The 25371-nt window shown below is 71.7% G+C and carries 27 protein-coding genes; 6 read left to right on the top strand and 21 right to left on the bottom strand.

Annotation, left to right across the window (positions count from 1 at the left end):
- Positions 1 to 94: 94 nt before the first annotated feature.
- The 5 genes from rfbA to alaS all read right to left on the bottom strand — a co-directional run bounded on the left by rfbA (position 95) and on the right by alaS (position 6703).
- The gene (gene rfbA, locus BMX97_RS09310) at positions 95 to 985 is read right to left on the bottom strand and encodes a glucose-1-phosphate thymidylyltransferase RfbA (RefSeq protein ID WP_091748466.1); all 891 of its coding nucleotides are present in this window, start codon (positions 983 to 985) and stop codon (positions 95 to 97) included.
- A gap of 13 nt (positions 986 to 998) precedes the next feature.
- Positions 999 to 1913: a dTDP-4-dehydrorhamnose reductase gene (rfbD, locus tag BMX97_RS09305; RefSeq protein ID WP_091748463.1), complete on the bottom strand. Its 915-nt coding sequence runs from the start codon at positions 1911 to 1913 to the stop codon at positions 999 to 1001.
- A 4-nt stretch (positions 1914 to 1917) separates the two neighbouring features.
- Positions 1918 to 2970, bottom strand: a complete 1053-nt coding sequence (gene rfbB, locus BMX97_RS09300) for a dTDP-glucose 4,6-dehydratase (protein WP_091748460.1) — start codon at positions 2968 to 2970, stop codon at positions 1918 to 1920.
- A gap of 48 nt (positions 2971 to 3018) precedes the next feature.
- Positions 3019 to 3573 (bottom strand): dTDP-4-dehydrorhamnose 3,5-epimerase, encoded by a 555-nt coding sequence (rfbC, locus tag BMX97_RS09295; protein ID WP_060850193.1) that lies wholly within the window; start codon positions 3571 to 3573, stop codon positions 3019 to 3021.
- A gap of 463 nt (positions 3574 to 4036) precedes the next feature.
- On the bottom strand, positions 4037 to 6703 hold the full coding sequence (gene alaS / locus BMX97_RS09290; protein ID WP_091748457.1) for an alanine--tRNA ligase: 2667 nt from the start codon (positions 6701 to 6703) through the stop codon (positions 4037 to 4039).
- 203 nt (positions 6704 to 6906) lie between these two features.
- Between alaS and BMX97_RS09285 the strand changes: the two genes are divergently transcribed.
- Positions 6907 to 7320, top strand: coding sequence for an MAPEG family protein (locus BMX97_RS09285; protein ID WP_091748454.1), 414 nt, complete (start codon positions 6907 to 6909; stop codon positions 7318 to 7320).
- Between the two features lie 174 nt (positions 7321 to 7494).
- Here BMX97_RS09285 and recA read toward each other — a convergent pair whose 3' ends face one another.
- From recA to flgB, 10 genes are all read right to left on the bottom strand, one after another.
- Complete coding sequence (gene recA / locus BMX97_RS09280) at positions 7495 to 8586, bottom strand: recombinase RecA (protein WP_048426181.1); 1092 nt, start codon at positions 8584 to 8586, stop codon at positions 7495 to 7497.
- Between the two features lie 111 nt (positions 8587 to 8697).
- Entirely contained in the window at positions 8698 to 8886 is a 189-nt protein-coding gene (locus tag BMX97_RS32775) for a PIN domain-containing protein (protein ID WP_177202168.1), read from the bottom strand.
- A 286-nt stretch (positions 8887 to 9172) separates the two neighbouring features.
- Positions 9173 to 9415, bottom strand: coding sequence for a hypothetical protein (locus tag BMX97_RS32010; RefSeq protein ID WP_143074594.1), 243 nt, complete (start codon positions 9413 to 9415; stop codon positions 9173 to 9175).
- Positions 9416 to 9488: 73 nt separating this feature from the next.
- Positions 9489 to 12077: a cell cycle histidine kinase CckA gene (locus BMX97_RS09265; RefSeq protein ID WP_091748445.1), complete on the bottom strand. Its 2589-nt coding sequence runs from the start codon at positions 12075 to 12077 to the stop codon at positions 9489 to 9491.
- Positions 12078 to 12233: 156 nt separating this feature from the next.
- On the bottom strand, positions 12234 to 13298 hold the full coding sequence (flhB, locus tag BMX97_RS09260) for a flagellar biosynthesis protein FlhB (RefSeq protein WP_091748442.1): 1065 nt from the start codon (positions 13296 to 13298) through the stop codon (positions 12234 to 12236).
- A gap of 4 nt (positions 13299 to 13302) precedes the next feature.
- Positions 13303 to 14076: a flagellar biosynthetic protein FliR gene (fliR, locus tag BMX97_RS09255; RefSeq protein ID WP_091748439.1), complete on the bottom strand. Its 774-nt coding sequence runs from the start codon at positions 14074 to 14076 to the stop codon at positions 13303 to 13305.
- An 86-nt stretch (positions 14077 to 14162) separates the two neighbouring features.
- Complete coding sequence (fliQ, locus tag BMX97_RS09250; protein WP_091748436.1) at positions 14163 to 14429, bottom strand: flagellar biosynthesis protein FliQ; 267 nt, start codon at positions 14427 to 14429, stop codon at positions 14163 to 14165.
- A gap of 16 nt (positions 14430 to 14445) precedes the next feature.
- Positions 14446 to 14751, bottom strand: coding sequence for a flagellar hook-basal body complex protein FliE (fliE, locus tag BMX97_RS09245; RefSeq protein ID WP_060850200.1), 306 nt, complete (start codon positions 14749 to 14751; stop codon positions 14446 to 14448).
- A 2-nt stretch (positions 14752 to 14753) separates the two neighbouring features.
- Complete coding sequence (gene flgC, locus BMX97_RS09240) at positions 14754 to 15164, bottom strand: flagellar basal body rod protein FlgC (RefSeq protein ID WP_060850201.1); 411 nt, start codon at positions 15162 to 15164, stop codon at positions 14754 to 14756.
- Between the two features lie 72 nt (positions 15165 to 15236).
- A complete protein-coding gene (flgB, locus tag BMX97_RS09235) occupies positions 15237 to 15641 on the bottom strand; it encodes a flagellar basal body rod protein FlgB (RefSeq protein WP_091748433.1) in 405 nt (134 codons plus the stop codon).
- A 254-nt stretch (positions 15642 to 15895) separates the two neighbouring features.
- Here flgB and BMX97_RS09230 point away from each other — a divergent pair, with 254 nt between their 5' ends.
- Together BMX97_RS09230 and fliP are read left to right on the top strand one after the other, a co-directional pair.
- A complete protein-coding gene (locus tag BMX97_RS09230) occupies positions 15896 to 17122 on the top strand; it encodes a hypothetical protein (protein ID WP_091748992.1) in 1227 nt (408 codons plus the stop codon).
- 122 nt (positions 17123 to 17244) lie between these two features.
- Positions 17245 to 18009, top strand: a complete 765-nt coding sequence (gene fliP / locus BMX97_RS09225) for a flagellar type III secretion system pore protein FliP (protein WP_091748430.1) — start codon at positions 17245 to 17247, stop codon at positions 18007 to 18009.
- Between the two features lie 13 nt (positions 18010 to 18022).
- Here fliP and BMX97_RS09220 read toward each other — a convergent pair whose 3' ends face one another.
- From BMX97_RS09220 to BMX97_RS09210, 3 genes are all read right to left on the bottom strand, one after another.
- Entirely contained in the window at positions 18023 to 18391 is a 369-nt protein-coding gene (locus BMX97_RS09220; protein ID WP_244538353.1) for a hypothetical protein, read from the bottom strand.
- A 105-nt stretch (positions 18392 to 18496) separates the two neighbouring features.
- Positions 18497 to 18820, bottom strand: coding sequence for a hypothetical protein (locus BMX97_RS09215; RefSeq protein ID WP_091748426.1), 324 nt, complete (start codon positions 18818 to 18820; stop codon positions 18497 to 18499).
- Positions 18821 to 18905: 85 nt separating this feature from the next.
- Positions 18906 to 19796 carry a DMT family transporter gene (locus BMX97_RS09210; RefSeq protein WP_091748423.1) on the bottom strand — a complete coding sequence of 297 codons (891 nt, stop codon included), beginning with the start codon at positions 19794 to 19796 and terminating at the stop codon, positions 18906 to 18908.
- Between the two features lie 291 nt (positions 19797 to 20087).
- Between BMX97_RS09210 and BMX97_RS09205 the strand changes: the two genes are divergently transcribed.
- On the top strand, positions 20088 to 20969 hold the full coding sequence (locus BMX97_RS09205) for a YihY/virulence factor BrkB family protein (RefSeq protein WP_060850881.1): 882 nt from the start codon (positions 20088 to 20090) through the stop codon (positions 20967 to 20969).
- A gap of 9 nt (positions 20970 to 20978) precedes the next feature.
- Here BMX97_RS09205 and BMX97_RS09200 read toward each other — a convergent pair whose 3' ends face one another.
- Both BMX97_RS09200 and BMX97_RS09195 read right to left on the bottom strand, forming a co-directional pair.
- Positions 20979 to 22238 (bottom strand): SfnB family sulfur acquisition oxidoreductase, encoded by a 1260-nt coding sequence (locus BMX97_RS09200; RefSeq protein WP_091748420.1) that lies wholly within the window; start codon positions 22236 to 22238, stop codon positions 20979 to 20981.
- A gap of 382 nt (positions 22239 to 22620) precedes the next feature.
- Complete coding sequence (locus tag BMX97_RS09195) at positions 22621 to 23259, bottom strand: hypothetical protein (RefSeq protein ID WP_091748416.1); 639 nt, start codon at positions 23257 to 23259, stop codon at positions 22621 to 22623.
- Between the two features lie 449 nt (positions 23260 to 23708).
- Here BMX97_RS09195 and BMX97_RS09190 point away from each other — a divergent pair, with 449 nt between their 5' ends.
- Entirely contained in the window at positions 23709 to 24128 is a 420-nt protein-coding gene (locus BMX97_RS09190; protein ID WP_091748413.1) for a YeeE/YedE family protein, read from the top strand.
- Positions 24125 to 24601: a YeeE/YedE family protein gene (locus BMX97_RS09185; protein WP_091748410.1), complete on the top strand. Its 477-nt coding sequence runs from the start codon at positions 24125 to 24127 to the stop codon at positions 24599 to 24601. Before BMX97_RS09190 ends, BMX97_RS09185 begins: the two co-directional genes overlap by 4 nt.
- 225 nt (positions 24602 to 24826) lie before the next feature.
- Here BMX97_RS09185 and BMX97_RS09180 read toward each other — a convergent pair whose 3' ends face one another.
- Complete coding sequence (locus BMX97_RS09180) at positions 24827 to 25042, bottom strand: hypothetical protein (RefSeq protein WP_091748407.1); 216 nt, start codon at positions 25040 to 25042, stop codon at positions 24827 to 24829.
- Between the last annotated feature and the right edge of the window lie 329 nt (positions 25043 to 25371).

The raw sequence follows: 25371 nt of genomic DNA, 5'->3' as shown, positions 1-25371 counted from the left end.
GACGGCGCGGCCCTCGGCCCGCAGGCGGGCCTACGACAGGCTCCTCGAGCGACGCTCGTGTTGGAGCACGGCTCGTTTCAGAGCGGGTGTGGTGTCAGAGCAGGGCCTGGCCCGGCTCGTGCTCACGGGCGAGGCGCAGCAGGCTCTGGCCGTAATTGGTCTTGGCGAAGAGCTGGCCGCGGGCCACCACCTGCTCGCGGGTGATGAACCCCTGGACGTAGGCGATCTCCTCCAGGCAGGCGACCTGCATGCCCTGGCGGTGCTGGATGACGCGGACGAACTCGCCGGCCTCGAGCAGGTTGTCGTGGGTCCCGGTGTCGAGCCAGGCATAGCCGCGCGACATGCACTCGACGTGGAGCTGGCCGCGGTCGAGATAGGCCTGGTTGACGTCGGTGATCTCGAGCTCGCCGCGGGGCGAGGGCTTCACCGCGGCGGCGATGTCGAGCACCTGGTTGTCGTAGAAGTAGAGGCCGGTCACCGCCCAGGGCGATTCCGGGTTCTTCGGCTTCTCGACGAGCTTGGTGGCGCGGCCGTCCTTGTCGAGGGTGACGACGCCGTAGGCCTCGGGCTGGTCGACATGGTAGGCGAAGACCGAGGCGCCGGTCTTCCGGGCACGGGCCTTGGCCAGCAGCTCGCGCATGCCGGCGCCGAAGAACAGGTTGTCGCCGAGCACCAGCGCGACCGAGTCGTCGCCGACGAACTCGCGGCCGATGATGAACGCCTGGGCCAGGCCTTCCGGCTTCGGCTGCAGCGCGTACGAGATGTTGATCCCGAACTGCTCGCCGGTGCCGAACAGGCGCTTGTAGTTGTCGATGTGCTCCGGCGACGAGATCAGCAGGATGTCGCGGATGCCGGCCAGCATCAGCACCGACACCGGATAGTAGATCATCGGCTTGTCGTAGACCGGCAGCAGCTGCTTGTTGATCGCCAGCGTCGCCGGATGCAGCCGCGTGCCGGACCCGCCGGCGAGCACGATGCCCTTCATGACAGAAATCTCCTCAGGCTTGTTTCGCAGCGGGACCGATCAGCTGGTCCAGGATGTCGTCGAGGGCCGCCTGCCACGGCCGCGGCACGAGGCCGAAGGCGGAGGTCAGCGTCTCGGTCGAGAGCTCGGAATTGGCCGGCCGGGTGACCGGGGTCTTGAAGGCGGTGCTCGGGATCGGCTCGACCGGCACCGAGCGGGCGCCGCGGGCGGCCGCCCCCGCCATGATGGCGACCGCGAAGTCGTACCAGGTCGTCGCCCCGGCATTGACGCAGTGATAGGTGCCGGCGGGCGCCGCCTCATCCTCGGCGAAGCGGAGCGCGATCGCGACGAGCGCCGCCGCGAGGTCGCCGGCCGAGGTCGGGCAGCCGCGCTGGTCGGCGACCACCGTCAGCTTGTCGCGCTCTGCCGAAAGCCGCAGCATCGTCTTGACGAAGTTCGCCCGGTGCGGGCTCACCACCCAGGCCGTGCGCACCACCGCGTGGCGCGGGTTGCCGGTGCGCACCGCCATCTCGCCGGCGGCCTTGCTGGCGCCGTAGACGCTGACCGGGTGCACCGGCGCGTCGGTCGGGTAGGCGCCGGTGCCCGAGCCGTCGAAGACGTAGTCGGTCGAGACGTGGATCAGCGGGATGCCGGCCTTGGCGGTCTCCGCAGCGAGGTAGGCGGGAGCCAGCGCATTGAGCCGCCAGGCGGCGGCCACGTCGCTCTCGGCCTTGTCGACCGCCGTGTAGGCGGCGGTGTTGATCACCGCCGCGTAGGGGCGCTCGGCGACCGCGCGGGCGACCGCCGCCTCGTCGGTGATGTCCAGCGCCTCCCGGGTGGGAGCGTGGACGACCACGCCCTCCCCGAAGGATTGCCGCTGCAGCTCGGTGCCGACCTGCCCGCCGCCGCCGAGGACCAGGATCTCCCGCGTCAAGATCTCCCGCGTCATCGCCTTACTCCGCACTCAGGCCGAGGCGCTCGCCGGAATAGCGGCCCTCGCGGATCGGGCGCCACCACGACTCGTTGTCGAGGTACCAGCGCACGGTGTCCTCGAGCGCCTGCTCGAAGGTGCGGCTCGGCTTGTAGCCGACCTCGGCCTCGGCCTTGCTCGGATCGATGGCGTAGCGCCGGTCGTGGCCGGGGCGGTCGGTGACGAACTTGATCAGGCGCTCGTGCGGACCGGCCTCGGGACGCAGGCGGTCGAAGATCGCGCAGAGCGTCTTCACGACCTCGAGGTTGTTGCGCACCGAGCGGCCGCCGAGCAGGTAGGTCTCGCCGATCCGGCCCTTCTCCAGCACCGCGACGAGGCCGCGGGCGTGGTCCTCGACGTGGATCCAGTCGCGCTCGTTCTGGCCGTCGCCGTAGACCGGCAGGTCCTTGCCGTCGAGGGCGTTGAGGATCATCAGCGGGATCAGCTTCTCGGGGAAGTGCCGCGGCCCGTAATTGTTCGAGCAGTTGGTCACCAGCACCGGCAGGCCGTAGGTCTCGTGCCAGGCGCGCGCCAGGTGGTCGGAGGCCGCCTTCGAGGCCGAGTAGGGCGAGCGCGGGTCGTAGCGGCTGTCCTCGGTGAAGAAGGCGCCCGGGGGCAGCGAGCCGTAGACCTCGTCGGTCGAGACGTGCAGGAACCGGAAGGCGTCGCGCTCAGGCCCCTGGAGCGTGTTGTAGTAGGCGCGGGCGGCCTCCAGCATCACCTGGGTGCCGACCACGTTGGTGCGGATGAAGGCGCCCGGCCCGGTGATCGAGCGGTCGACGTGGCTCTCGGCAGCGAGGTGCATCACGGCCTCGGGGCGGAACTCCGCGAAAAGCCCCGACACCTTCTCGTGGTCGCAGATGTCGGCCTCGGCGAAGCGATGCCGGTTGTCGCCCTTGAGCGGCATCAGCGAGATCGGGTTCGCCGCGTAGGTCAGCGCGTCGAGGGTCAGGACCTCGTGGCCGAGATCCTGGACGAGGTGAAGGACCAGGGCCGAGCCGATGAAGCCGCAGCCGCCCGTGACGAGGATGCGCATGGGGTGGGTGATCTCCGGAGCGAGAGGGTGTGGAAGCGGCGCGAGCCGTCAGAACAGGGGGGCCAGGTCGGCGAAGCGGGGCGCGACCTTGTCCTTGGCGGAGAGCTGGGCCTCGGCCTCGCTCACCGGCCAGTCGATGCCGAGGTCGGGGTCGTTCCAGAGCAGGTTGCCGTCGTGCTCGGGGCTGTAGACGCCGCCGGCGACCTTGTAGGCTACCATCGTGTCCGGCTCGAGGGTGCAGAAGCCGTGGCCGAACCCGATCGGGATGTAGAGCTGGTGGCCGTTCTCGGCGTCGAGGCGCACGGCGACGTGCCGGCCGTAGGTCGGCTGGTCGCGGCGCAGGTCGACCGCGACGTCGAGGATCGCGCCGGACAGCACGCGGATCAGCTTGGCCTGGGCGAAGGGGTGGCGCTGGAAGTGCAGGCCGCGGACGGTGCCCTGTTGCGCCGAGAAGGACTGGTTGTCCTGGATGAAGTGGTCCTCGACGCCGTGGGCGGCCAGGATGTCGGCCCGGTAGGTCTCCGAGAACCAGCCGCGCGCGTCGCCGTGACGCTTCGGGATCACGAGCTTCACCGCCGGGATCGCCTGATCGATGACCTGCATTCCTGCCCACCTTCCGATATCGCGTGGCCGATTCGCCCGCGGCTCATGACCGGCAATCGTGGCACAACCACGTCGGTCGAGTCGGGGCGAGCCGCAATCCCGCAGCCTCTACTTCGCTGATGCGAGATGAGCAAGGTCGGCCGCGGGCCAGGCCCGCCGAACGGAGACGATCCGCAACACCTATCGGCACAGCCGCGGCGCATCGACAGGAGATCGCGCGCGGCCGGGCAGCGGGAATTTCAGGACAGGGGAACGAATATTTGGTACGACCGCGACGTCGCGTCGGCTGACGGAGCGGAGATGCCCTCCCGAGAGAGAGTTTTTCGCTCCCGGCCCGCCGGCCCGGTCCCGCCTCGCCGGCCACGCCCCGGTCTGTGACCCTAAAGCATCACCTGTGACGCTTCGGTGTCGGCCGCCGACGGAAGCGTCGGACGGCGCCCGGTCGGGCGCCGTCCCGATTGTCTCACGCGGCGCCCACGGCCGCGGTGATCGCCTCCAGGGCCGCCTCGGCCGCCGCCCCGTCGGGACCGCCGGCCTGGGCCATGTCGCGACGCCCGCCGCCGCCCTTGCCGCCGAGTCGCTCCGAGCCCGCCCGCACCAGGGCGACGGCGTCGAACCGGCCGGTCAGATCCTCGGTGACGCCGACGACGAGGCCGGCCTTGCCGTCCGGCGCCACGCCGACGATCGCCACGATCCCGGAGCCGAGCCGCTTCTTGCCCTCGTCCGCCAGGCTCTTGAGGTCGCGCATCTCCACGCCTTGCACGACGCGTGCCATCAGCTTGGTGCCGGCGACCTCGCGCACGCCCTCGTCGGCGGCACCGCCCGTGCCCCCGCCCATCGCGAGCTTGCGGCGGGCGTCGGAGAGTTCCCGCTCCATCCGGCGGCGCTCCTCGAGCAGGATCGCCAGGCGCTCGGGCGCCTCGGCCACCGGTGCCTTGAGCAGGGCGGCGATCGCGGCGAGCTGGCGGCTCTCGCCGGCCAGGTGGCGACGGGCGGCGTCGCCCGTCATCGCCTCGATCCGGCGCACGCCGGCGCCGACGGCGCTGTCGCCCAGGATCGTCACCACGCCGATGTCGCCGGTGCGCCCGACATGGGTCCCGCCGCAGAGCTCGACCGAGAACGTCCTGGCCCGGCCGTCGGCGGCGGCGTCGCGGCCCATCGAGACGACCCGGACCTCCTCGCCGTACTTCTCGCCGAACAGCGCGCGGGCGCCCGACGCGATGGCGTCGTCGACCGCCATCAGCTTCGTCACCACCGGCTCGTTCTGGAGCAGCACCCGGTTGGCGATCTCCTCGACCCGGGCCAGCTCCTCGGCCTCGATCGGCTTGGGGTGGCTGATGTCGAAGCGCAGGCGCTCGGGGGCGACGAGCGACCCCTTCTGGGCGACGTGGTCGCCGAGCACCTGGCGCAGGGCCTCGTGCAGCAGGTGGGTGGCCGAGTGGTTGGAGCGGATCGCCGAGCGGCGTCCGTGATCGACCTTCAGCTCGACCGGCTGGTCGAGGGTGAGCGAGCCCTCCTCCACCGCGACGTGGTGGACGAAGAGGTCGCCGAGCTTCTTCTCGGTCGCGGTGACGCGGACCTTGAGACCCTGGCCCGTGATCGTGCCGGTATCGCCGACCTGGCCGCCGGACTCCGCGTAGAACGGGGTCTGGGTGACGACGAGGAGACCCTCCTCGCCGGCCCGGATCGCCTCGACCTCGGCCCCGCCGCGCACCAGCGCGGTGACGACCGCCTCGGCCTCCTCGGTATCGTAGCCGAGGAACTCGGTGGCGCCGGTGCGCTCGCGAAGCCCGTACCACAGGGTCTCGGTGGCGGCCTCGCCCGAGCCGGACCAGGCGGCCCGCGCCGCGGCGCGCTGGCGCTGCATCGCGGCGGTGAAGCCCTCCGTGTCGACCGCGATGCCGCGCGACTTGAGCGCGTCCTGGGTCAGGTCGAGGGGGAAGCCGTAGGTGTCGTAGAGCGTGAAGGCGGTCTCGCCCGACAGGCTTCCGCCCTCCGAGAGGTCGCGGGTCTCGGCGTCGAGGATCGACAGGCCGCGCTCCAGGGTGCGGCGGAACCGCGTCTCCTCGAGGCGCAGGGTCTCGGCGATCAGGCTCTCGGCCCGCACCAGCTCGGGGTAGGCCTGGCCCATCTCGCGCACCAGCGTCGGCACGAGGCGGTACATCATCGGGTCGCGCGAGCCCAGCAGCTGGGCGTGGCGCATGGCGCGCCGCATGATCCGGCGCAGCACGTAGCCGCGGCCCTCGTTGCTCGGCAGCACGCCGTCGGCGACGAGGAACGACGAGGCGCGCAGGTGGTCGGCGATCACCCGGTAGGACGCCGTCTGCTTGCCCTCGGGCGCGCGCCCGACCTGATGCGCCACGGCATCGATCAGGCTGCGAAAGAGGTCGGTGTCGTAATTGCTCTTCACGCCCTGGAGGATCGCCGACATGCGCTCGAGGCCCATGCCGGTATCGATCGAGGGCCGCGGCAGGCCGACCCGGTTGCCCGGCTCGATCTGCTCGTACTGCATGAACACCAGGTTCCAGAACTCGAGGAAGCGGTCGCCGTCCTCCTCCGGGCTGCCGGGCGGGCCGCCCCAGAGCTCCGGGCCCTGGTCGATGAAGATCTCCGAGCACGGCCCGCACGGGCCGGTATCGCCCATCTGCCAGAAATTGTCGGAGGTGCCGATGCGGATGATGCGGTCGTCGGAGAAGCCGGCGATCTTGCGCCACAGGGTGGCGGCGTCCTCGTCGTCGGCGTAGACCGTGACCAGCAGCTTCTCGGGCGAGAGCCCGAATTCCTTGGTGACGAGGTTCCAGGCCAGCTCGATCGCCAGCGGCTTGAAATAGTCGCCGAACGAGAAGTTGCCCAGCATCTCGAAGAAGGTGTGGTGGCGCGCTGTGTACCCGACGTTGTCGAGATCGTTGTGCTTGCCGCCGGCGCGCACGCATTTCTGGGCCGTGACGGCGCGCTGGTAGGGCCGCTTCTCGACGCCGGTGAAGACGTTCTTGAACTGCACCATGCCGGCGTTGGTGAACATCAACGTCGGGTCGTTGCGCGGCACCAGCGGCGAGGACGGCACCGCTTCGTGGCCGTGCTTGGCGAAGTAGTCCAGGAAGGTGGACCGGATCTCGTTGACGCCACTCATGGGAAGAATCGTCTCTGCGGAAGGCGGGCCGGGCGGGCGGGCATCGAAACATGGCGCACCGGCGGGCGGCCCGCGGATGCATCCGCGTGTCTTTAGTCACGCGCTCCCCCCGTGTCGAGGCGGAGCGCCGCCGCTATGTGCGTCGGAAGCAGGCGCGGCCGCCGGCCCGCCGGCAGATTCCTCGTCCCGGGACTTGTGCTTCGATGACCGACGAAATCCGTCTCCTCGCCCTCTCGGCCGCTCTCGGCTTCGCGCACATCATGGCGGCCTCGACCTCGGGCCTCGCCCAGCGCGGCGGCCTGACCTGGGCGGCGGGCAACCGCGAGAGCGAAGGGGAGGTCACCGGGGCGGCCGCCCGGCTGAAGCGGGCGTCGGCCAACTTCTTCGAGACCTTCCCGCTCTTCGCCGCCCTGGTGCTGGCGGCAGCCGTCTCGGGCCGTCAGGGCGGCGCGGTGGCGTGGGGGGCACAGCTCTACTTCTGGGCCCGGCTCCTCTACCTGCCGATCTACGGCTTCGGCATCCCGTGGATCCGTACGCCGGTCTGGGGCGTGGCGATCGTCGGCATCGGCTTCGTGTTTGCCGGGCTGTTCGGCTGGGCCGGTCCGGGCGCCCCGTAACATGAGCAGGTCTTCCGGCAGCCGATCGAGGCGCGGGTTTCCTCTCTCCCCGCCCGCGGGGAGAGGGGGATGCCCGCGCCTTTTTCGGGTTCTTTACAGTCCCGTAGAACGGAAAAAGGGCCGCCGCGCTCGTCGCGCGGCGGCCCCTTACGTCCCTGGAACCGATCGATCGGATCAGGCAGACCCCTCGTCGAGGTCGTCCGCCGTCGGCGTGGCGTTCTCCAGGATCTTGTCGGCGACGAGGCCTGAATTCTGCCGGATCGAGGCCTCGATCTTGTTGGCGATGTCGGGGTTGTCGCGCAGGAAGCCCTTCGAGTTCTCGCGGCCCTGGCCGAGGCGCTGGCTGTCGTAGGAGAACCAGGCGCCCGACTTCTCGACGATGCCGGCCTTGACGCCGAGGTCGATCAGCTCGCCGACCTTCGACACGCCCTCGCCGAACATGATGTCGAACTCGACCTGCTTGAACGGCGGCGCCACCTTGTTCTTGACCACCTTGACCCGGACGCTGTTGCCGATCGGCTGGTCGCGGTCCTTGAGGGTCGAGATGCGGCGGATGTCGAGACGCACCGAGGCGTAGAACTTCAGGGCGTTGCCGCCCGTCGTGGTCTCGGGGCTGCCGTACATCACGCCGATCTTCATCCGGATCTGGTTGATGAAGATGACCATGCAGTTCGAGCGCGAGATCGAGCCGGTGAGCTTGCGCAGGGCCTGGCTCATCAGGCGGGCCTGGAGGCCCGGCTGCTGGTCGCCCATCTCGCCCTCGATCTCGGCCCGCGGGGTCAGCGCGGCCACCGAATCGACCACCAGGATGTCGATGGCGCCGGAGCGCACCAGGGTGTCGGTGATCTCGAGGGCCTGCTCGCCGGTATCGGGCTGCGAGATCAGGAGGTCGTCGAGGTTGACGCCGAGCTTGCGGGCATAGACCGGGTCGAGGGCGTGCTCGGCATCCACGAAGGCGCAGACGCCGCCCTTCTTCTGGGCCTCGGCGATGGTGTGGAGGGCGAGCGTGGTCTTGCCGGAGGATTCCGGCCCGTAGATCTCGATCACGCGGCCGCGCGGCAGGCCGCCGACGCCGAGCGCGATGTCGAGGCCCAGCGAGCCGGTCGAGACGACCTCGACCTCCTGCACCTTGTCGCCCTTGCCGAGCCGCATGATCGAGCCCTTGCCGAAGGCGCGCTCGATCTGGGCGAGGGCGGCGTCGATCGCCTTCGACTTGTCTTTGTCCATGGTCGGGTTTTCCACCAGTCGCATCTGGGGCTGAGCCATCTCGGCGGGTCCTTATGGCAGGAGGGGCGACAAGTCTCAATCGCGCGGCTGGGGCTTATGTACCTGTTTTGTTCTCATTCGGCAAGAGGGAAAGGGAGGATTGCCGGTGGATCAGGCGTCGCCGAGGGCGCGCAGCAGGTTGGCGTTCGACCAGGACGGCCATCCGGTCCCGGCGAAGTCGCGGTCGTGGCTCCAGATGTCGGCGTCGAGGAGCCAGGCGCAGGCGAGAAGATACGCATCGGACGTCGATCCGTTGCGGGACGCGACGGCTTCGGTGAGGACGCGGACCGCCTCGGGCACTCGGGCATTTGTGCGGCATAAGCATCGGCCTCGACCATCGTGAGGCTGCTCAGGAGCGCTTCCGCCTTCGCCATCGTTTCCTCCCGCACGCCTGGTAGGTCGCGCAGCACGCCGAGAACCTCGTCGGCAGTACGAACCGACGAGACGAGCTTTGGGCATGCTTGGACGGCTTCGAAGACAGGGCGGGACCGTCGTCCGAGGACGACTCCCAGGATGATGTTGGTATCGATGACGATGACGGGGGAGGGAGGACGCGGCGTTCCCAAGGGGATGATCGATCAGATCGTTATTCGATGCCGCGCTCCGCCAGCAACCGATCGATTGCGGCATTCTCCTCCGGTGTCCGCCGAGTGGCCGCCGCATCGATGTCGGCCAGCACCTTGCGCATAGTTTCCGGAGACACACTGTGGATCGGCAGCAGGACGCCGACGGTGGCAGTGCCGTTCTTGATCGGCACCGGATGCGGCAGCGCCTGGATCGCGCCGGCCGACATCTTCTGGAGTTCGCGCATGCTGATCGCGCTCTTCATGGCCGCCGCCTCGTTACCCACATGGATGTAAGTCCGGCGGGTGGCGGCCACAAGGAGGGCGATCCGAGCGCCCTCACCCGGCAATCGTGGTCTTCACCGTCTCGACGAGCTGCTTGAGGCTGAAGGGCTTGGGCAGGAAGTTGAACTCCTCGCCGGAGGGCAGGTTCTTGCGGAAAGCGTCCTCGGCATAGCCGGAGACGAAGATCACCTTGAGCGAAGGGTGGCCCTTGCGCAGCTCGCGCAGCAGGGTCGGGCCGTCCATCTCGGGCATCACCACGTCGGAGACGACGAGGTCGACCGGGACGTCGCGCTCCTCCATGATCTGCAGGGCCTCGAGGCCGGAGGCGGCCTCGAGCACGGTGTAGCCGCGGGCGGTGAGCGCCCGGGCGTTGACCGCGCGGACCGGATCCTCGTCCTCGACGAGCAGGATCGTGCCCTGGCCGGTGAGGTCGCGGGCGGGCGCCTTCGAGGTCTCCGCCGCGGCCGGGGCGGCGCCCGGCGCGACCGGGGCGGTGTCGGGCAGCGCCTCGGGCGCCTCGGCCTCCGGCACCGGGACGTGGCGCGGCAGGTAGATGGCGAAGACCGTCCCCTGGCCGATGGTGGAGCGCACGTCGATGTAGCCGCCGGACTGCTTGACGATGCCGAACACCGTCGAGAGGCCGAGGCCCGTGCCCTTGTTGACCTCCTTGGTGGTGAAGAACGGCTCGAAGATCTTCTCCATCACCTCCGGGGTCATGCCGGTGCCGGTGTCGCTGACCTCGATGAGGACGTGGTCGGCGCCCGGCAGGCCGTTGAGGCGAAGCGCCCCGACGGCTTCCGCGGTCATGTTGGCGGTGCGGATCAGCAGGCGCCCGCCCTCCGGCATCGCGTCGCGGGCGTTGACCGCGAGGTTCACGATCACCTGCTCGAACTGGTTGACGTCGGCCTTGACCGGCCAGAGGTCGCGGCCGTGCTTGAGGTCGAGCTCGACCCGCTCGCCGAGCAGGCGCTTCAGGAGGAGGGTCAGGTCGGAGAGCGCCTCGCCGAGGTGGATCACCTCCGGCCGCAGGGTCTGGCGGCGCGAGAAGGCCAGCAGCTGCCGCACCAGGCTCGCGGCCCGGTTGGCGTTCTGCTTGATCTGCATGATATCCTGGAACGCCGGATCGGCCGGCCGGTGGCTCGCCAGCAGCAGGTCCGAGTAGCCGATGATCGCCTGGAGCACGTTGTTGAAGTCGTGCGCGATGCCGCCGGCGAGCTGGCCGACCATCTCCATCTTCTGGGCCTGGTTCACCTGCTGCTGGAGCTGGTGCTGGGCCGTGGTGTCCAGGGCATAGAGGATCACCGCGCCCTCCGCGCCGCCGGCGGTGCCGGCGGGGCTGAGCCAGATCCGGGCCGAGCGGTTGACCGGCGCCGAGACGCCGATCTCGACCGGCGGCACGTCGCCCCGCCCCTCGGCGGCGGCGCGCGCGGCGGCCTCGATCACGTGGCGATCGCGTTCGACCACGAAGTCGCGCACCGGGGGACCCGCCTCGCTGCCGTCACCGGTGCGCGGCAGGGTGCCGAACAGGCGCGCGAAGGAGGCGTTGGCGCGCACCAGCCGCCCGTCGGCGGCGAGCGTCGCCACCGCGACCGGGCTGGTGTTGAAGAAGCGGTCGAAGCGCAGCTCGGCCGCCTGGCCGGGATCGTCGCTGCTCTCCTCGCCGGCCGAACGGTTGAGCACGAGGGTGCGGGAATCGCCCGGCCTCCCGTCCTGGCCGTAGGCGACGCGGTGGTAGAGCCGGGCCGAGAGCGGGTGGCCGTTGCGCCGGCGCAGATCCAGGTCGAACCGGTCGGTGCGGACCTCGCCGGGCTCGCCCCTGCCGCCGATCAGCACCGGGCCGAGGTCGTCGGGCAGGATCTCGGAGAGGCGCAAGCCCCCCGAGCCGACCTGGGCGAGGTCGTGGCCGAGCCAGGCCGCCAGCGTCGCGTTCATGTAGACGACCGAGCCCTTGGGATCGACCGCCATGAAGCCCGCCGGCGCGTGGTCGAGGTAGTCGATCGCGTGCTGGAGCTCCTGGAAGACGTTCTCCTGGCGCTCGCGCTCGTGGGTGATGTCGGCGACGCTCCACAGCGAGACCGGCCGGCGCGGCAGCGGCAGCGGCCGCACGCCGATGCGGAACCACGCGAAGTCGCGCTCCGCCGTGCCGCCGGGCGGCGGCGCCATGCGGATCTCCTCCGACAGCGAGCGGCCCTCGCGGGCGGCCTGCGCCAGGCGGTAGACCGCCTCGGAGACCTCGGGCGAGCCGACGAAGACCCGCTCGACGGGCCGCAGGTTGGTGAAGGTGTCGCTGCCGGCGAGCTGGAGATAGGCGGCGTTGGCGTAGATCGGCCGGCCGCCCTCCTCCACGGCGATCATGCCGTCGGGCGCGGCGTCGACCACCGCCTTCGTCACGTCGTTGCGGGTGCCCTGGCCGGTGAGCTGGATCGCCCCGATCGCGAAGGCGAACAGGCAGAACACGCCCGCCATGGCGAGCAGCGCCAGGAGGCCGAGGATGATCGGCTGCGCCTGCTCGTTGGCGACGAAGCTCAGGCCCACCGCCGCGCCGACGAGGAGGCCGGCCAGCAGCAGGAGCAGGCTGACCCGGCCGGGCCGCTCGGAGCGGTCGAGGGCGGTCTCAGCCGCGGATGGGCTCAACTCCGGCATGTCGCCTCGACACTCCCCGGGGGCCCGCACCCGCGGCCGGGCCCCGATCCTTCGCGCGGTCCGCGGGCGGGCGGACCTGTCTCTCGGCCGTTCCCTAGCAGGCGCGGCGTTTCCGTGGAATGAACCCGGTTCGTTCCGGGCGCCCACCCGGACGAATCAGTGGCGCCGGCGCAGGCGCATCACGTAGCCGATCACCTCGGCCACCGCGCGATAGTGCTCGGGCGGCACCGCGGCGTCGATCTCGACGGTGGCATGGAGCGCGCGCGCCAGCGGCGGATTCTCGACCACCGGCACGCCGTGCTCGCCCGCGACCTCGCGGATGCGCAGGGCGAGCGCGTCGACGCCCTTGGCGACGCAGACCGGCGCGGCCATGCCGGCCTCGTAGCGCAGGGCCACCGCGTAGTGGGTCGGGTTGGTGACGATCACGCTGGCGCTCGGCACCGCCGCCATCATCCGGGTCCGGACCCGCTGGGCGCGGATCCGGCGCATCCGGCCCTTCACCTCCGGGTTGCCGTCCTGCTCCTTGTGCTCGTCCTTCAGTTCCTGCTTCGACATCCGGTGGCGCGCCCGCCAGCGGTAGCGCTGGTAGAGCGCGTCGCCGACGGTGACGACCACGTAGGTGGCGAGCACCGCGCCCATCAGCCGCAGGCAGAGCGAGAGGGTGCCCTGGAGCAAAGCCGGCGGCTCGAGCCGGGCGAAGACCTCGAGCCGGTCGCGGTCGCTCCACAGCACGAAGCCGGCGGCGATGCCGACGAGCAGGATCTTCACCAGGCCCTTGGCGAACTGGAACCACGCCTCCGGGCCGAACATCCGCGACAGGCCGGCCATCGGCGAGACGCGGGACCACTTCGCCCCCAGCATCTCGGTGGTCCAGACCAGGGGGTGCTGGACGAGGCCGCCGATCACGCCGGCCGCCAGCACGGCCCCGACCGGGATCGCCAGGGCGAGGCCCGCGGCGACGAGGGCGCGGCGGCCGAAGGCCATGTAGGAGGCTGGATCCGAGGGCACGTCGTGCAGGTGGATCAGCAGGCCGCGCAGATCGACCAGCAGGCCGCGGGCGAGGGCGGGCCCGGCCAGGACGAGCACCAGCGTGAAGGTGCCGAGCATCAGGAAGGTGTTGACCTCCTGGCTGGTGGCGACGTCGCCGCGCTTGACCGCGTCGTCGAGGCGCTTCTGGGTCGCGTCCTCGGTGCGGTCTTCCTGGTCGGTCCCGTCCGACATCCCGTCAGGTCCTCCCGAGGTCGGCCAGGAAGCGGCCGAGGTCGTCGACGAACACCCCCATGATCACCCCGACCGTGGCGAGGAAGACCAGCATGCCGATCATGATCGAGGCCGGGGTGGCGACGAAGAACACCTGCATCTGCGGCATCAGGCGCGAGAGCACGCCGAGGCCGAGGTTGAACAGGATGCCGAAGGCGATGAACGGCGCCGCGATCTGCACCGACAGGGTGAAGCTGCGGGCCACCGCCTGCACCGCGAAGGCCGCCGCGTCGCCGGTCGCCGGCATGCCGACCGGCGGCATCAGGGCGTAGGAATCGCGGATCGCCACCAGCGCCAGGTGGTGCAGGTCGGCGGCGAGCACCAGCGTGAGGCCGAGCAGGCTCAGGAAGCTGCCGAGCGTCGCCTGCTGGTTGCCGACCGAGGGATCGACGGTCATCGCGAAGGCGAGGCCGAGCTGCTGGGCGATGATGGTGCCGGCGGTCTGGAGCGCGGCGACGATCGCCCGCACGCTCAGGCCCAGCACCAGCCCGACCGCGATCTCGCCGATCAGCACCCCGATCAGCGCCGTGCCGGCGCCGCCGGGCTCCGGCCCCGCGCCCCCGGGCAGGAGCGGGCGCGCAACGGGAAACAGCACCAGCGAGAGCAGCAGCGCGAAGGCGAGGCGCAGGCGCGGGCTCACCATCGCCTCGCCGATGCCCGGCATCAGCATCACCAGCGTGCCGACCCGCGCGAAGGTGAGGAGGTAGGCCGAGGCGAGGCCGGGCAGGAGGAGGTTCACGTCGGTGGGTTCGCGTCCGGAGCGACCCGCGGGACCGATTCGCGCGAGCGGGATGTCGGGGTTCTTCGGCCGGATTCCGCGCCCGCTCAACCCCCGGCCGCGATCCGGGCGGCGATGCGGGTCATGTAGGCGGCGAGCGCGTCGCCCATGAAGGGCAGCATCAGCAGCATCGTGGCGAAGACCGCGACGATCTTCGGCACGTAGATGAGCGTCTGCTCCTGGATCTGCGTCAGGGCCTGGAACAGCGACACGGCGAGGCCGACCACCAGGGCGACGGCCATCATCGGGCCGGCGACCTTGAGGAAGGTCAGGATGCCGTCGCGGGCGACGTCGAGAATGGCGAGACCGGTCATCGGGCTCAACGGATCCTTAAATCTGCATCCGCATGATGTCCTCGTAGGCCGAGATCACACGGTCGCGCACCGCCACCAGGGTCTGGATCGCGGTCTCGCTCTCGGCGACCGCGGTCACGACGTCGACGACGTTGGCCTTGCCGGCGGCGACCGCCATGGCCTGGCCGTCGGCGCGCTTGCCGGCCTCCGACACCCCGTCGAGGGCGGAGGACAGGAGCTGGGTGAAGCCGCCCTCGCCCACGCCGGCGGTGCCGGCGGCGGGGGTGCGGCCCATGTTCTGGATCGCGGCATAGGCGCCGGCCGCGAAGGCATTGGTGGGCATGGTCAGGCCTTCAGGATGTCGATGGTGCGGGACACCATCCGGTTGGTGAGCGAGACCATGTTGAGGTTCGCCTCGTAGGAGCGCTGGGCCTCGCGCATGTCGACGGTCTCGACGAGGACGTTGACGTTGGGCATCCGCACCTCGCCGTTGGCGTCGGCGGCCGGGTTGCCCGGGTCCTGCTTGGTGCGGAACGGGCTCTGGTCGCGGCGGATCTTGCCGAGATCGACCACCGAGGCGTCGAGCTCGCGGTCGAGGTGGTTGTTGAAGGTCGCGATCTTGCGCCGATAGGGCTCGGCGGTCGGGCTGGTCGGCGCCGAATCCGCGTTGGCGATGTTCTCCGAGATCACCCGCATCCGGCCCGACTGGACCTTGAGCCCGGAGGCCGCGATGCCGAGAGCCTTGCTGAAATCCATGGAAGCCACCTCGGGTCGGTCGGGCGAAAGTCTCGGGGAGACGGCCGGTTGCTACGGGGGAGCGGAACGGACCTACCGGCCGACCGCGGTGCGCAGGGTCTGCAGGCTCTTGCGGTAGAGCAGGCTCGCGAGCTGGTAGTCGCCCTGGTTGTCGGCCGCCTTCAGCATCTCGTCCTCGAGGCTCACCGCGTTGCCGCTCGGCATCATCTCGAAGCGCGTGCCCGTCCGCTCCTCGGACGGGGCGGCCTGGCCGGTGCCGGCGAGGTGCACGCCGGAGGTCCGCTCCAGGCCGACGCCCGGCAGGCCCGCCGCCGCCACGGAGCCGTCGAGCTGGAAGCGCGGCGCCTTGAGCTCGCGGGCCCGGAAGCCCGGCGTGTCGGCATTGGCGACGTTCTCCGCCAGGACCTTCTGGCGCGTCTGCTGCCATTGCATCCGGTTGCGCAACATCGCGACGATGGGGAGATCGGTGACCGACACGGGCGGGCCTTCCGGTTTAGACCGGCACAATCTGCCTATCGCATGGTTAAAATCCGGTTAAGCCCGACGAGGGCACTGCGTCCCGGCCGGCGCGGCCTCATCGGTGTCAAAGCTGTTAACGGTATCTTAATGTCCCCTGCGCAGGCCGAGCAGGGTCGTGCTAGAAGGCCCCACATCGTCGGCGTGCCCCGTGCCCGCCTCACTTGAGAGACTGCGCTTTGCTCTCCTCGATCCTCGGGACGGACGGTTCGCCCTTGCTCTCCTACCTGGTCGTCTTCCTGATCATGGTCGTGCTCCTCAGCCTGTTCGCCTTCGGGGCGAAGAGGTTCGCGCGGGGCCGCCTCACCCTCGGGGGCAACGGGAGCGCGGGCCGCAGCCGCCAGCCGCGGCTCGGCATCGTCGACATCTACGAGCTCGACCGCCAGCGCCAGCTGATCCTGTTGCGGCGCGACAACACCGAGCACCTGCTGCTGGTCGGCGGGCCGAACGACGTCGTGGTCGAGCGCAACATCGTGCGGGCCGGCGGCAACCGGGTCTCGGCGGAGCTGGCCGACCGGTCGGACGGCTCCGACGGCGCGGAGCCCCCCCTCACCCTGCCGCCGGGCGTCGAGCCGCCGCCGCTGCCCCCGCCCTTCCCCGAGCCGGACATGCCGGGACGGGGCATCGAGCCCGAGCGAGTCGCGGCCGCCTTCGCGCCACTGCCGCCCCAGGCCGCCCCGGAGCGGCAATCCGACCCGGCGCCCGAGCCGGCCCGCGGTCCGCGCTTCGGCGGCGCCCGCCGGGCCGAGCCGCCGAGCCTGCGCGCCGCCCGCCAGGCGCCGCCGCCCCTCGAGACGCCGCCGTTCGCGGCACCGGTGCCGCCTGTGGTGAACGTGCCGATGCCCGAGCCGGTCCTGCCGCCCGAGCCGGTGCCCGCGCCGGCCGGCACCCGCAGCGGCGAGCCGCGCACCGTCGACGCGTCGATCCTCAACGACATGGCCCGCCAGCTCGAGGAAGCGTTGCGGCGCCCCTCCTCCGCGGTGGCGCCGGCCCGCCCGGCCGCTCCGGCGATGAGCGCCCTGCCCGCGCCGGTCGTGCAAGAACCGGTCGGGCAAGAGCCGGTCGCGCAAGAGCCCACCATACAAGAGCTCGTCGTGCAGGAACCCGTCATGCAGGAACCCGCCCTGCATGAGCCGGCGGTGCACGAGCCGGCCGCGCAGGCGCCCGAGCCCGCCCCGCCGCCGCCCCCGCCGCCCGAGCCGGAGCCCCAGCCGGAACCGGCCCCTCTCCCGCCGCCCCCGCCGCCGCCGGAGCCTGTGCCCGAGCTGCTTCCTCCGGCGCCCGAGCCCGAGCCGGCCCCCGAGCCGCCGCCCCCGCCTCCCCCGCCCGCGGAGGAGCCCGCCCCGGCGGCGAAGCCGGCCTCGGTCCAGAACCCGTTCTCGGTCGAGGAGATCGAGGCCGAGTTCGCCCGCCTCCTCGGCCGGCCGCTCGACAAGCGCTGAGCCCGACCGGCACCCGCCTCTCGACCCTTCTGTTGCACCGGAACCGCGCCCGCCCGCCCTCGACAGGGCGCGGCGGGCGCGGCGCTTGCGGGCCGGGGCGCCGCGGCCCAGGGTGCGCCGCCATGGTGCCCCCGAATCGTCGCCTTCCCCTGCGGACCCTCGCGCGGGTCCTGCCGCCCGCCGCGGCCCTCCTGCTCCTGTCGGGCGCGCCTGCGCTGGCGCAGAGCCTGACGGTCGATCTCGGCCCGAGCGGCGGCGTCACCGAGCGGGCCCTGCAGCTCGTCGCCCTCATCACCGTGCTGGCGCTGGCGCCGTCGGTCCTGGTGATGGCGACCTCGTTCACCCGCATCGTGGTGGTGCTGTCGATCCTGCGCTCGGCCCTCGGCACCCAGACGGCGCCGCCCAACGCCGTGATCGTCAGCCTGTCGCTGTTCCTGACCGCCTTCGTGATGGCGCCGACGGCGCGGGAGGCCTACCGCACCGGCATCGAGCCGCTGCTGGCCGGGCAGATCCAGCAGAGCCAGGCCTTCGAGCGGGCGAGCCAGCCTTTCAAGGCGTTCATGCTGCGCAGCGTGCGCGAGAAGGACCTGAAGCTCTTCCTCGACCTCGCCCGGGCCGGGACGCCGGCCACGCCCGAGGCGGTCGGCCTCGAGGTGCTGACCCCGGCCTTCATGATCTCCGAGCTCAGGCGCGCCTTCGAGATGGGCTTCCTGCTGTTCATCCCGTTCCTAATCATCGACCTCGTGGTCGCATCGGTCCTGATGTCGGTCGGCATGATGATGCTGCCGCCCGCCACCGTGGCGCTGCCGTTCAAGCTGATCTTCTTCGTATTGGTCGACGGCTGGACCCTGGTGGCCGGCTCGCTGGTGCAGAGCTACGGAAACTGACCCGCCGGCCGGCTCAGCGCGGGGCCGCTTCCGGCCGCGCGGCCTCCGCGCCCGGGCGCACCGCCTCGATCACGTGGGGGGCGGGCACGGCCCCGGCCGACAGCGTTTCGGCACGGTCGGCCTCGGGCGGATTGTAGGGCCGGTTGTAGCAGCGGCAGATCGCCTGCCAGATCGCGGCGCGCTCCTCGGGGGCGAAGCGGCGCAGGCAGGCGTCGAGGGCCTCCTGGCCGGCACGGGCGAAGCGCTCGCGCTCGCCGGCGTCGAGGCGCCCGGGCGGGCTCGCCGCGAGATCGATCGCGCGCCGATCGGCGTCGGGCAGGATCGGCGACGGCGCGGCGTCGCGGGTCGATGCGATCACGTCGGACACGTTCGGATCGGGCACGGCTCGGCTCCCTGGCGGTGGTCCTCGCCGGCATCAACGCCCGTTGCCCCGCTTCGATCCGGGGACCGGCGCGCAAGGCACCCCGAAACTCCGGCCTCGAAGCCCTCAGTCTTCCGGGAAGAACGGCGGCGGGACGTTGTAGATCGGCAGGTTGGTGTTGCGCGGCAGCCAGGCGTGGAAGGCCGGGCCGGCGGGCTCGCCGTAGGAGACCGGACGGACCGCGACGCCCCGGCGCAGCGCGATCCGGTGCGTCCGGCGAACCATCCGCGGGGCGGGCCCCTGGTCGCCGGGGGCCGCGTATCCCGCAGGGCCGCGGCCGAACCCGGCCGGGGCGTCGGGCTCCGCGAACCCGTCCGCCGCCGCGGGGACGGCGAGCGATACGCTCGCGGCGAGGGTCAGGCCGGCGGCAATCAGGGCGGGGCGCAGCATGCGGGCGGTCTCCGAAGGTCGCGCCAGCCTAGGGCCACGAGTCCCACCAGGGACTTAACCCGGGGCGCGCATCCCCGGCGGGGCGTCACCCGCGGCTCGCGATCGCCACGCCCAGCACCGCCACCACCATGCCGAGGAGCTGGACCGGCGCCAGGGTCTCGCCGAACAGCCCGAACGCCATCGCGGCCGAGACCGGCGGCACGAGGTAGAACAGGGCCGCGACGCCCGCCACCGCGCCGCGGCGGATCAGCCCGAGCAGGATCAGGATGCCGCCGACCGAGAGGCCGAGCACCGCCCAGGCGAGGCCGAGGAGCAGCGGCGTCGAGAGGTCGAACTGCCCGGTCTCGGTGAGGAGCGCGAGCGGCAGGGTGAACAGCAGGGCGCCGACGAACTGCGCCGCCGCGTTGGTGCGCAGGTCGACCGAGACGGCCTTGCGCTTCTGCCACAGGGTGCCGAACGTGATCGCGACCGTGCCGCAGAAGCAGATCCCGAGGGCTTCCGGCGGGATGCCGCCGGCCGCGCCGAGCTTGGGCGCCAGCACCAGCCCGGCACCGACGAGCCCGACCGCGATGCCGAGCCAGCGCCGGGGCGACACCCGCTCGCCGAGGAGCGGCCCGGCCACCGCCGCGGTGAGCAGCGGCTGCAGGCTCGCCACCAGGGCGGCGATGCCGGCCGGCAGCCCGCGATGCACCGCCCAGAACACCGCATCGAGGTAGATGCCGTGGATCAGGATCCCGGCCACCATCGCGTCGCGCCAGCCGCGCCAGCCCCGGGGCCAGGTCGACCGGGACGAGACGGCGAGGCCGGTCAGCACGATCGCGGTGAGGCCGAAGCGGACGCAGAGGAAGGTCAGCGGGTCGGCATGCGGCGCGACGAGCCGCGCCACGACGAAGCCCGTGGCCCAGATCAGCACGAACAGGCCGGGCGCCAGGCGGGTGGGCCAGGCGGCGGCGGGCAGGGGCAGGAGGCGGCTCATGATGCCGCCGCAACGAGCACGTGCGCGGCCTTTGTGCAACCGGCGCCGCCAACGGACCACCCCGCCCGGCACGCGGGGCTGCGCTACCGCGAGAGTCCCCCGAGAGGCTCGAAGGCCCCCTCCCCCGTGCCCGGAAGGACGCGGGGCGCGGATTTCTGGCCGCCCGGCTTTCCAGGACGGGGCCCCGCGCTCTACCTGAGGCGGCAAGCCCGTCGGACGCGTCCCCGGCCGGACGCGGCCATCCACCGGACGACACGCGATGTCGACCAGCCCGAGAGTCCGCGCGCCGTGATCCGTCCCCGCACCGCCCTGGAGATCGCCGCCATCGCGGCCCAGCGCTTCGTCGCCCATGACGGCTGGGCGATCGCGAGCCACATCGCGCTCTCGCTGCTGACCTCGCTGTTTCCGTTCCTGATCCTGCTGACCGCGCTCGCGAGCGTGTTCGGCACCAAGTCGCTCGCCGACGAGGCCGGCAACCTGCTGTTCGAGATCTGGCCGAGCGAGGTGGCGGGGCCGATCGCCGGGGAGGTCCACCGGGTGCTGACCGAGCAGCGCGGCGGCCTCCTCACCCTCGGCGCGGTGCTGGCGCTCTACTTCTCGTCGAGCGGGGTCGAGAGCCTGCGGGTCGGCCTCAACCGGGCCTACGGCCTGCGCGAGACGCGGCCGTGGTGGCTGACGCGGCTCGAATCGATCGGCTACGTCGTCTGCGCCGCCTTCGCGATGCTGGCCTTCACCTTCCTGGTGGTGCTGGGACCCCTGGTCTGGCGCGGGCTGGTGCTGGTGGCGCCGGGGCTCGAGCCCCTCGGCCTCACCGTGGCGGTCGGCCGGATCGGCGTGACGGTGCTGCTCGTCGCCACCGTGCTGGTGATCGCCCACAAGTTCATCGCCGCGGGGCGCCGCCCGGTCGTCCTGGTGCTGCCCGGCATCGGCGTGACGCTCTGCCTGTGGGTGCTCGCCGGCCTCGGCTTCGGGATGTACCTCGACCGGTTCTCGAGCGCCTACGTGTCGACCTACGGGGGCCTCGCCACCGCGATGGTCTTCCTGGTCTTCGTCTACTGGCTCGCCGCGATGTTCCTGTTCGGCGGCGAGATCAACGGCACGGTGATCGCCGCCCGCCGCCGCCGCCTCCAGGCCCAGGCCCAGAGGCGGCGCGACACCGTGAAGCTGATGTAGCCGGGCGGTTCAGCTCCAGGCGTGGAACGGCGGGTTCACCCCGTTGAGCGCGTGGTTGCCGACGATCGCCACCTTCCAGCGCACCGGATCGTGCAGGGTGTGGGTGCGGGCGTTGCGCCAATGCCGGTCGAGGTTGTGCTCTGCCAGCGTCGAGCGGGTGCCGGAGAGTTCGAACAGGGTGTTGGACGCCGCAAGCGCCACCTCGGTGGTGAGCACCTTGGATTCGGCCACCGCAAGTTGGGCCGCCGCCACGCTCTCGGGCGTCGGGGCGGCGACCGCCGCGTCGATGGCGAGGCCGGCCCGGTCGAGCAGCGCCTCGGCGGCGTGCTGGCGGATCGTCAGGTCGCCGACGGCGCGGATCGTGTAGGGATCGTCCGAGGCCCGCTCCTGCCCGCTGTCGATCCAGGGCCGGGCCTTCTCGCGCACGAACGCGATGGTGTCGTCGAGGGCGGCCCGCCCGATCCCGGCATCGATCGCCGCCTGGATGATCTGGAAGATGGCGCCGTCGACCCGCGGCGCCTCGTAGCCGCGCCAGGCCGGCACGAGGTGGCTCTTCTCGACCCGCACGTCGTCGATGATCACGGTGCCGCTCGCCGTGCCGCGCTGGCCGAAGCTCGACCAGTCGTCGATGACCGTGAGGCCCGGCGCGTCCCGCTCGGCGATGGCGTACCAAGCGCGTCCCTCGTCGTCGACGGCGACGATGGGAACGAGGTGGGCAAGCAGCGCGCCGGTGGCGTAGAATTTCCGGCCCCGCACGATCACGTGGTCGCCGTGGTCGGTGAAGCGGGTCTCGAACTCGGCCGCCCGCTTCGTGCCCTTCTCCGAGAAGGCGTTGCCGAAGCGGGTGCCGGAGAGCACCGCGGAGAAGAGCCGCGCCTGCTGCTCGGGCTCCGATACGGTGCGGATCGCCGCGACGATGCCGAGGTGGTTCTGGGCGATCTGGGCGATCGACGGATCGGCCGCCGCGACGATCGCGATGACCTGCGCCAGGGTCCGGTAGGACACCTCCGGCCCGCCATGGGCGCGCGGCACGTTGATCGACCAGAGCCCGCTCTGCGAGAAGGCGTCGAGCTCGGCCAGCGGGCGGGCACCGGCGCGGTCGCGCTCCGAGGCCCCGACCCGGAACCGCGCCGCGAGCTCGTGGGCGACCCGGATCGCCTCCGCGTCGTCGCGGATGACGTGGGCGGGCGCGGCGGGCCGCACGGGCCCGGGAGCGCCCTGCGGCACCGGCCCGGCGGATACGAGGCTCGGATTGACGGCGATATTCATCGATGACTCCGCTTATCGGGGGAGGGATCGGGATCTCGGACGGCACGCCGACGCCCATAGCGGCCACCCGGCCGGAGCGATCGGATCCGGTGACGACATCCGCGACAGATGACACATGAAATTGCCATGAGGAGCGGGGATGTTCGTCGGCGCGACTGCCCGTTGCCCCTCGATGTCGCAAGAATCCTCGCCGAAGACGATGCGGCCGTCAAACGAAGCAATCGGCTTATTTTGCGGTTCTTCGAGAATTTCGTTTTCCCATGCGCAGGGATCGCGGAAGAAGGCGCTCTCTCGGGCGAGACAACCCTGATCCCGGCGTCGAGGCCGCGTCGGACGTCCGCCATGGCGGGCGCCGCCCCGCCCGGAGCGGGGGCGCGTCACGTCACGCGTGGAAGTCCAGCAGGATCGCGGCGCCGTCGGCCGCGCCCGTTGGCGTGCCGCCCGCGCCGTAGCCCGCGCGGCTCTGCTGGGATGCCTGGAGCTGCTTGACGAAGGTGGAGAGCGCGTCGGCGGCAGACGCGCCGCCGCCGGAGGCGAGGTCGTCGGACGGTCCGTCGGCCCGTGCGTCGCCCGGGGTCTCGGCGTCGCCCGGGGGAGGGCCGGGGGGCGGCTCGTGGCTGCCCTGCGCGCGGCCCGTTTCGGTCGAGGCCGTCGTGCTCCGGCCGTGGCTCGCGAACAGGTTCTTCAGCTCGGAGGCCTGATCGCTGGTCAGCGTGCCGTTGCCGACCTGCTCGGCGATCAGACCGTCGATCCGGCTCTTCATCGCCGCCGGATCGCGCCGGGAGCCGGCCGCGCCCGCGGTGTCGGACGTGGAGGCCGCCGGGGCGCCGCCCGAGGCGAGGCTCGACCGGATCGCGCCGAGCGCGCTCGTCAGGGCGGTGGCATCGGCTCCGCTGAGAGCGCCGGAGGCCACCTCGCTGCCGATCGTCTCGGCCATCCGGTCGGAATCGGGGCCTCGCGGCGGCAGCGGCAGGCGCTGCGCGGTGACCGGTGAGGGCGAAGCGCTGGAGATCGTCGTCATGCGTCTCTCGATCGTGGGACGGGTGGGAGGGCCAATGGCGGCCGTGTGAAAATTACCCACGCATTCGTTAAAGCGTCGTTATACCTCTCCCGTCCGCAAATGTTGACGCAATCGCAAGTCTCTCCGCAGTCGAATGTTGCCGATCGTAACTGTTCTTGTCCGAGGCCTACGCTTGCCCGAGACCTGCGCTTGGCCGAGAACTGCGCCTGGCCGAGAACTGCGCCTGGCCGAGAACTGCGCCTGGCCGAGAACTGCGCTTGGCCGAGAACTGCCGAGCCGGCCGTCACGGTCGGGGCTGCAGCAGCCGGCACGCGATCCTCACGGATTCTGGAACGCCTCGTGCGCCGGTCGCCTCCGTCCCCGCGACCGCCGCCCGGCCTTTCGCGGAGCGCGGGCTCGGGCTTACGCTGCCGGCCGAGCCGCGCAGCTCGATCGATCCGGAGACAATCGTGACCGTCTTCCTCGCCCCCCTCGCCGGCGGCGCCCTGATCGGTGCCTCGGCGGCCCTGCTCCTCCTGCTCAACGGCCGCATCGCCGGCATCAGCGGCATTCTCGGAGTCCTCCTCGGCCCCGCCGGGCGGGACCGGGCCTGGCGGCTGGCCTTCCTCGCCGGGCTGCTCGCCGGGCCGGGGCTGTTCCGCCTCCTGTCGGGCGGGTGGCCGGAGGTCTGCGTCGCGGCGTCCTGGCCGGGACTGGTCGCGGCGGGGCTCCTCGTCGGCTTCGGGACGCGGCTCGGCTCGGGCTGCACCAGCGGGCACGGAGTCTGCGGCCTCGCCCGGCTGTCGCCGCGCTCCGTCGCGGCGGTCGCGACCTTCATGGCGGCGGCGATCGTGACCGTCTTTCTCGTCCGCCACGGGGTCGCCCGATGACCGCCCCCCGTCTGCTCGCCGCGCTCGCGAGCGGCCTCCTCTTCGGTCTCGGCCTCGCCCTCTCGGGCATGATGGACCCGCACCGGGTTCTCGGCTTCCTCGATGTCGCCGGCGCGTGGGATCCGAGCCTCGCCTTCGTGCTCGCCGGCGCGGTCGGCGTCTCGGCGCTCGGCACGCTCGCCATGGCGCGCATGGCGCGGCCCATCCTCACCCCGACCTTCGCGGTGCCGACGAAGCGGCGGGTCGATGCCCGGCTGATCGCCGGCGCGGCCCTGTTCGGCACTGGCTGGGGCCTCGCCGGCTTCTGCCCCGGCCCGGCGCTCGCCGGCTTGGCCCTCGGCCTGCCCGAGGCGGGCGTGTTCGTCGCCGCGATGCTCGCCGGCATGGCGCTCTACCGTCTCGTCGCCGAGCCTACGCCAGGCGAGGCTCGCCGGGAGACGCCCGCGCCCGACACCGTCGCGCCTCGTCGATGAGGCGGCCCAGCCGAGCAGGGCCGCTGTCCCCGGCCGAGTTCCATGCCGGGGACAGCGAGGAAGCCGAGCCGATAGGCGCGCGGCCGGCACCTGCGGCCCCCCGGGGCCGCCCCGAAGGGAGCGATCCGCAATCCTGATTCCAGGCGTCCCGGCGGCACCATCTGCACGGGATCAACGGCTCGTCGGACCGATTCCGCGGGCCCCCGCGCAGTGAGCCCGCTGCTCTCAACCGTGAGCCGAGACGGTCTCCGGCACGCGGCGACCGGCGTCGCGCCGGGTGGCCCCGTCGCGAAGCCCGAACACTGACGGGCCGACATCCGCGCGGCCCACCGGTTCCCCCGCCTCGGCCTCGCCGTTGGAGAGGTAGGTGTCGAGCGGCTTCATGACATCGCGGAAGAGGCCGCCCACGCCAAGGGCGTCCGTCACTTCGTGGAGCAACATGACTGTACAGCTTTCGGGAGTGAGGTGTTGGGCGCTGCTCGCGCGCGCCTCATCTGCCCGAATTACGATTTGGCGCTCGATACGTTCCAGCGGGCTCCCAAAAGATGTGAGCGACCCTGACCATGCCGCGCCCCTCCCCCCGCGACCGGGGCCCCTTTCCATGCAAAGGCCGAGGCGGCCCGGCGCCTCCGCCAGGACCCGGCCGAGTGGGCCGCGACGGCAGAGATCCTGGAGCGCGACGGCCTTCCGACGGTCGATCCCCCGATGGGTGGCCAGCCCTGGCTGGTGGTCCAGGGCACTCCCCGAGGCATTCCGGGCTCTCCACCGTC

Source organism: Methylobacterium sp. ap11 (genome assembly GCF_900110515.1).
GTDB lineage: Bacteria > Pseudomonadota > Alphaproteobacteria > Rhizobiales > Beijerinckiaceae > Methylobacterium > Methylobacterium ajmalii.
Note: the sequence above shows the minus strand (reverse complement) of the source record. Positions and strands in the feature narration are given on the sequence as shown.

Excerpts from the sequence above, each read along its gene's own strand:
- rfbA (WP_091748466.1), bottom strand. The coding sequence starts at position 985 with ATGAAGGGCATCGTGCTCGCCGGCGGGTCCGGCACGCGGCTGCATCCG.
- rfbD (WP_091748463.1), bottom strand. The coding sequence starts at position 1,913 with ATGACGCGGGAGATCTTGACGCGGGAGATCCTGGTCCTCGGCGGCGGC.
- rfbB (WP_091748460.1), bottom strand. The coding sequence starts at position 2,970 with ATGCGCATCCTCGTCACGGGCGGCTGCGGCTTCATCGGCTCGGCCCTG.
- rfbC (WP_060850193.1), bottom strand. The coding sequence starts at position 3,573 with ATGCAGGTCATCGATCAGGCGATCCCGGCGGTGAAGCTCGTGATCCCG.
- alaS (WP_091748457.1), bottom strand. The coding sequence starts at position 6,703 with ATGAGTGGCGTCAACGAGATCCGGTCCACCTTCCTGGACTACTTCGCC.
- BMX97_RS09285 (WP_091748454.1), top strand. The coding sequence starts at position 6,907 with ATGACCGACGAAATCCGTCTCCTCGCCCTCTCGGCCGCTCTCGGCTTC.
- recA (WP_048426181.1), bottom strand. The coding sequence starts at position 8,586 with ATGGCTCAGCCCCAGATGCGACTGGTGGAAAACCCGACCATGGACAAA.
- BMX97_RS32010 (WP_143074594.1), bottom strand. The coding sequence starts at position 9,415 with ATGAAGAGCGCGATCAGCATGCGCGAACTCCAGAAGATGTCGGCCGGC.
- BMX97_RS09265 (WP_091748445.1), bottom strand. The coding sequence starts at position 12,077 with ATGCCGGAGTTGAGCCCATCCGCGGCTGAGACCGCCCTCGACCGCTCC.
- flhB (WP_091748442.1), bottom strand. The coding sequence starts at position 13,298 with ATGTCGGACGGGACCGACCAGGAAGACCGCACCGAGGACGCGACCCAG.
- fliQ (WP_091748436.1), bottom strand. The coding sequence starts at position 14,429 with ATGACCGGTCTCGCCATTCTCGACGTCGCCCGCGACGGCATCCTGACC.
- fliE (WP_060850200.1), bottom strand. The coding sequence starts at position 14,751 with ATGCCCACCAATGCCTTCGCGGCCGGCGCCTATGCCGCGATCCAGAAC.
- flgC (WP_060850201.1), bottom strand. The coding sequence starts at position 15,164 with ATGGATTTCAGCAAGGCTCTCGGCATCGCGGCCTCCGGGCTCAAGGTC.
- fliP (WP_091748430.1), top strand. The coding sequence starts at position 17,245 with ATGGTGCCCCCGAATCGTCGCCTTCCCCTGCGGACCCTCGCGCGGGTC.
- BMX97_RS09215 (WP_091748426.1), bottom strand. The coding sequence starts at position 18,820 with ATGCTGCGCCCCGCCCTGATTGCCGCCGGCCTGACCCTCGCCGCGAGC.
- BMX97_RS09210 (WP_091748423.1), bottom strand. The coding sequence starts at position 19,796 with ATGAGCCGCCTCCTGCCCCTGCCCGCCGCCGCCTGGCCCACCCGCCTG.
- BMX97_RS09200 (WP_091748420.1), bottom strand. The coding sequence starts at position 22,238 with ATGAATATCGCCGTCAATCCGAGCCTCGTATCCGCCGGGCCGGTGCCG.
- BMX97_RS09195 (WP_091748416.1), bottom strand. The coding sequence starts at position 23,259 with ATGACGACGATCTCCAGCGCTTCGCCCTCACCGGTCACCGCGCAGCGC.
- BMX97_RS09185 (WP_091748410.1), top strand. The coding sequence starts at position 24,125 with ATGACCGCCCCCCGTCTGCTCGCCGCGCTCGCGAGCGGCCTCCTCTTC.
- BMX97_RS09180 (WP_091748407.1), bottom strand. The coding sequence starts at position 25,042 with ATGTTGCTCCACGAAGTGACGGACGCCCTTGGCGTGGGCGGCCTCTTC.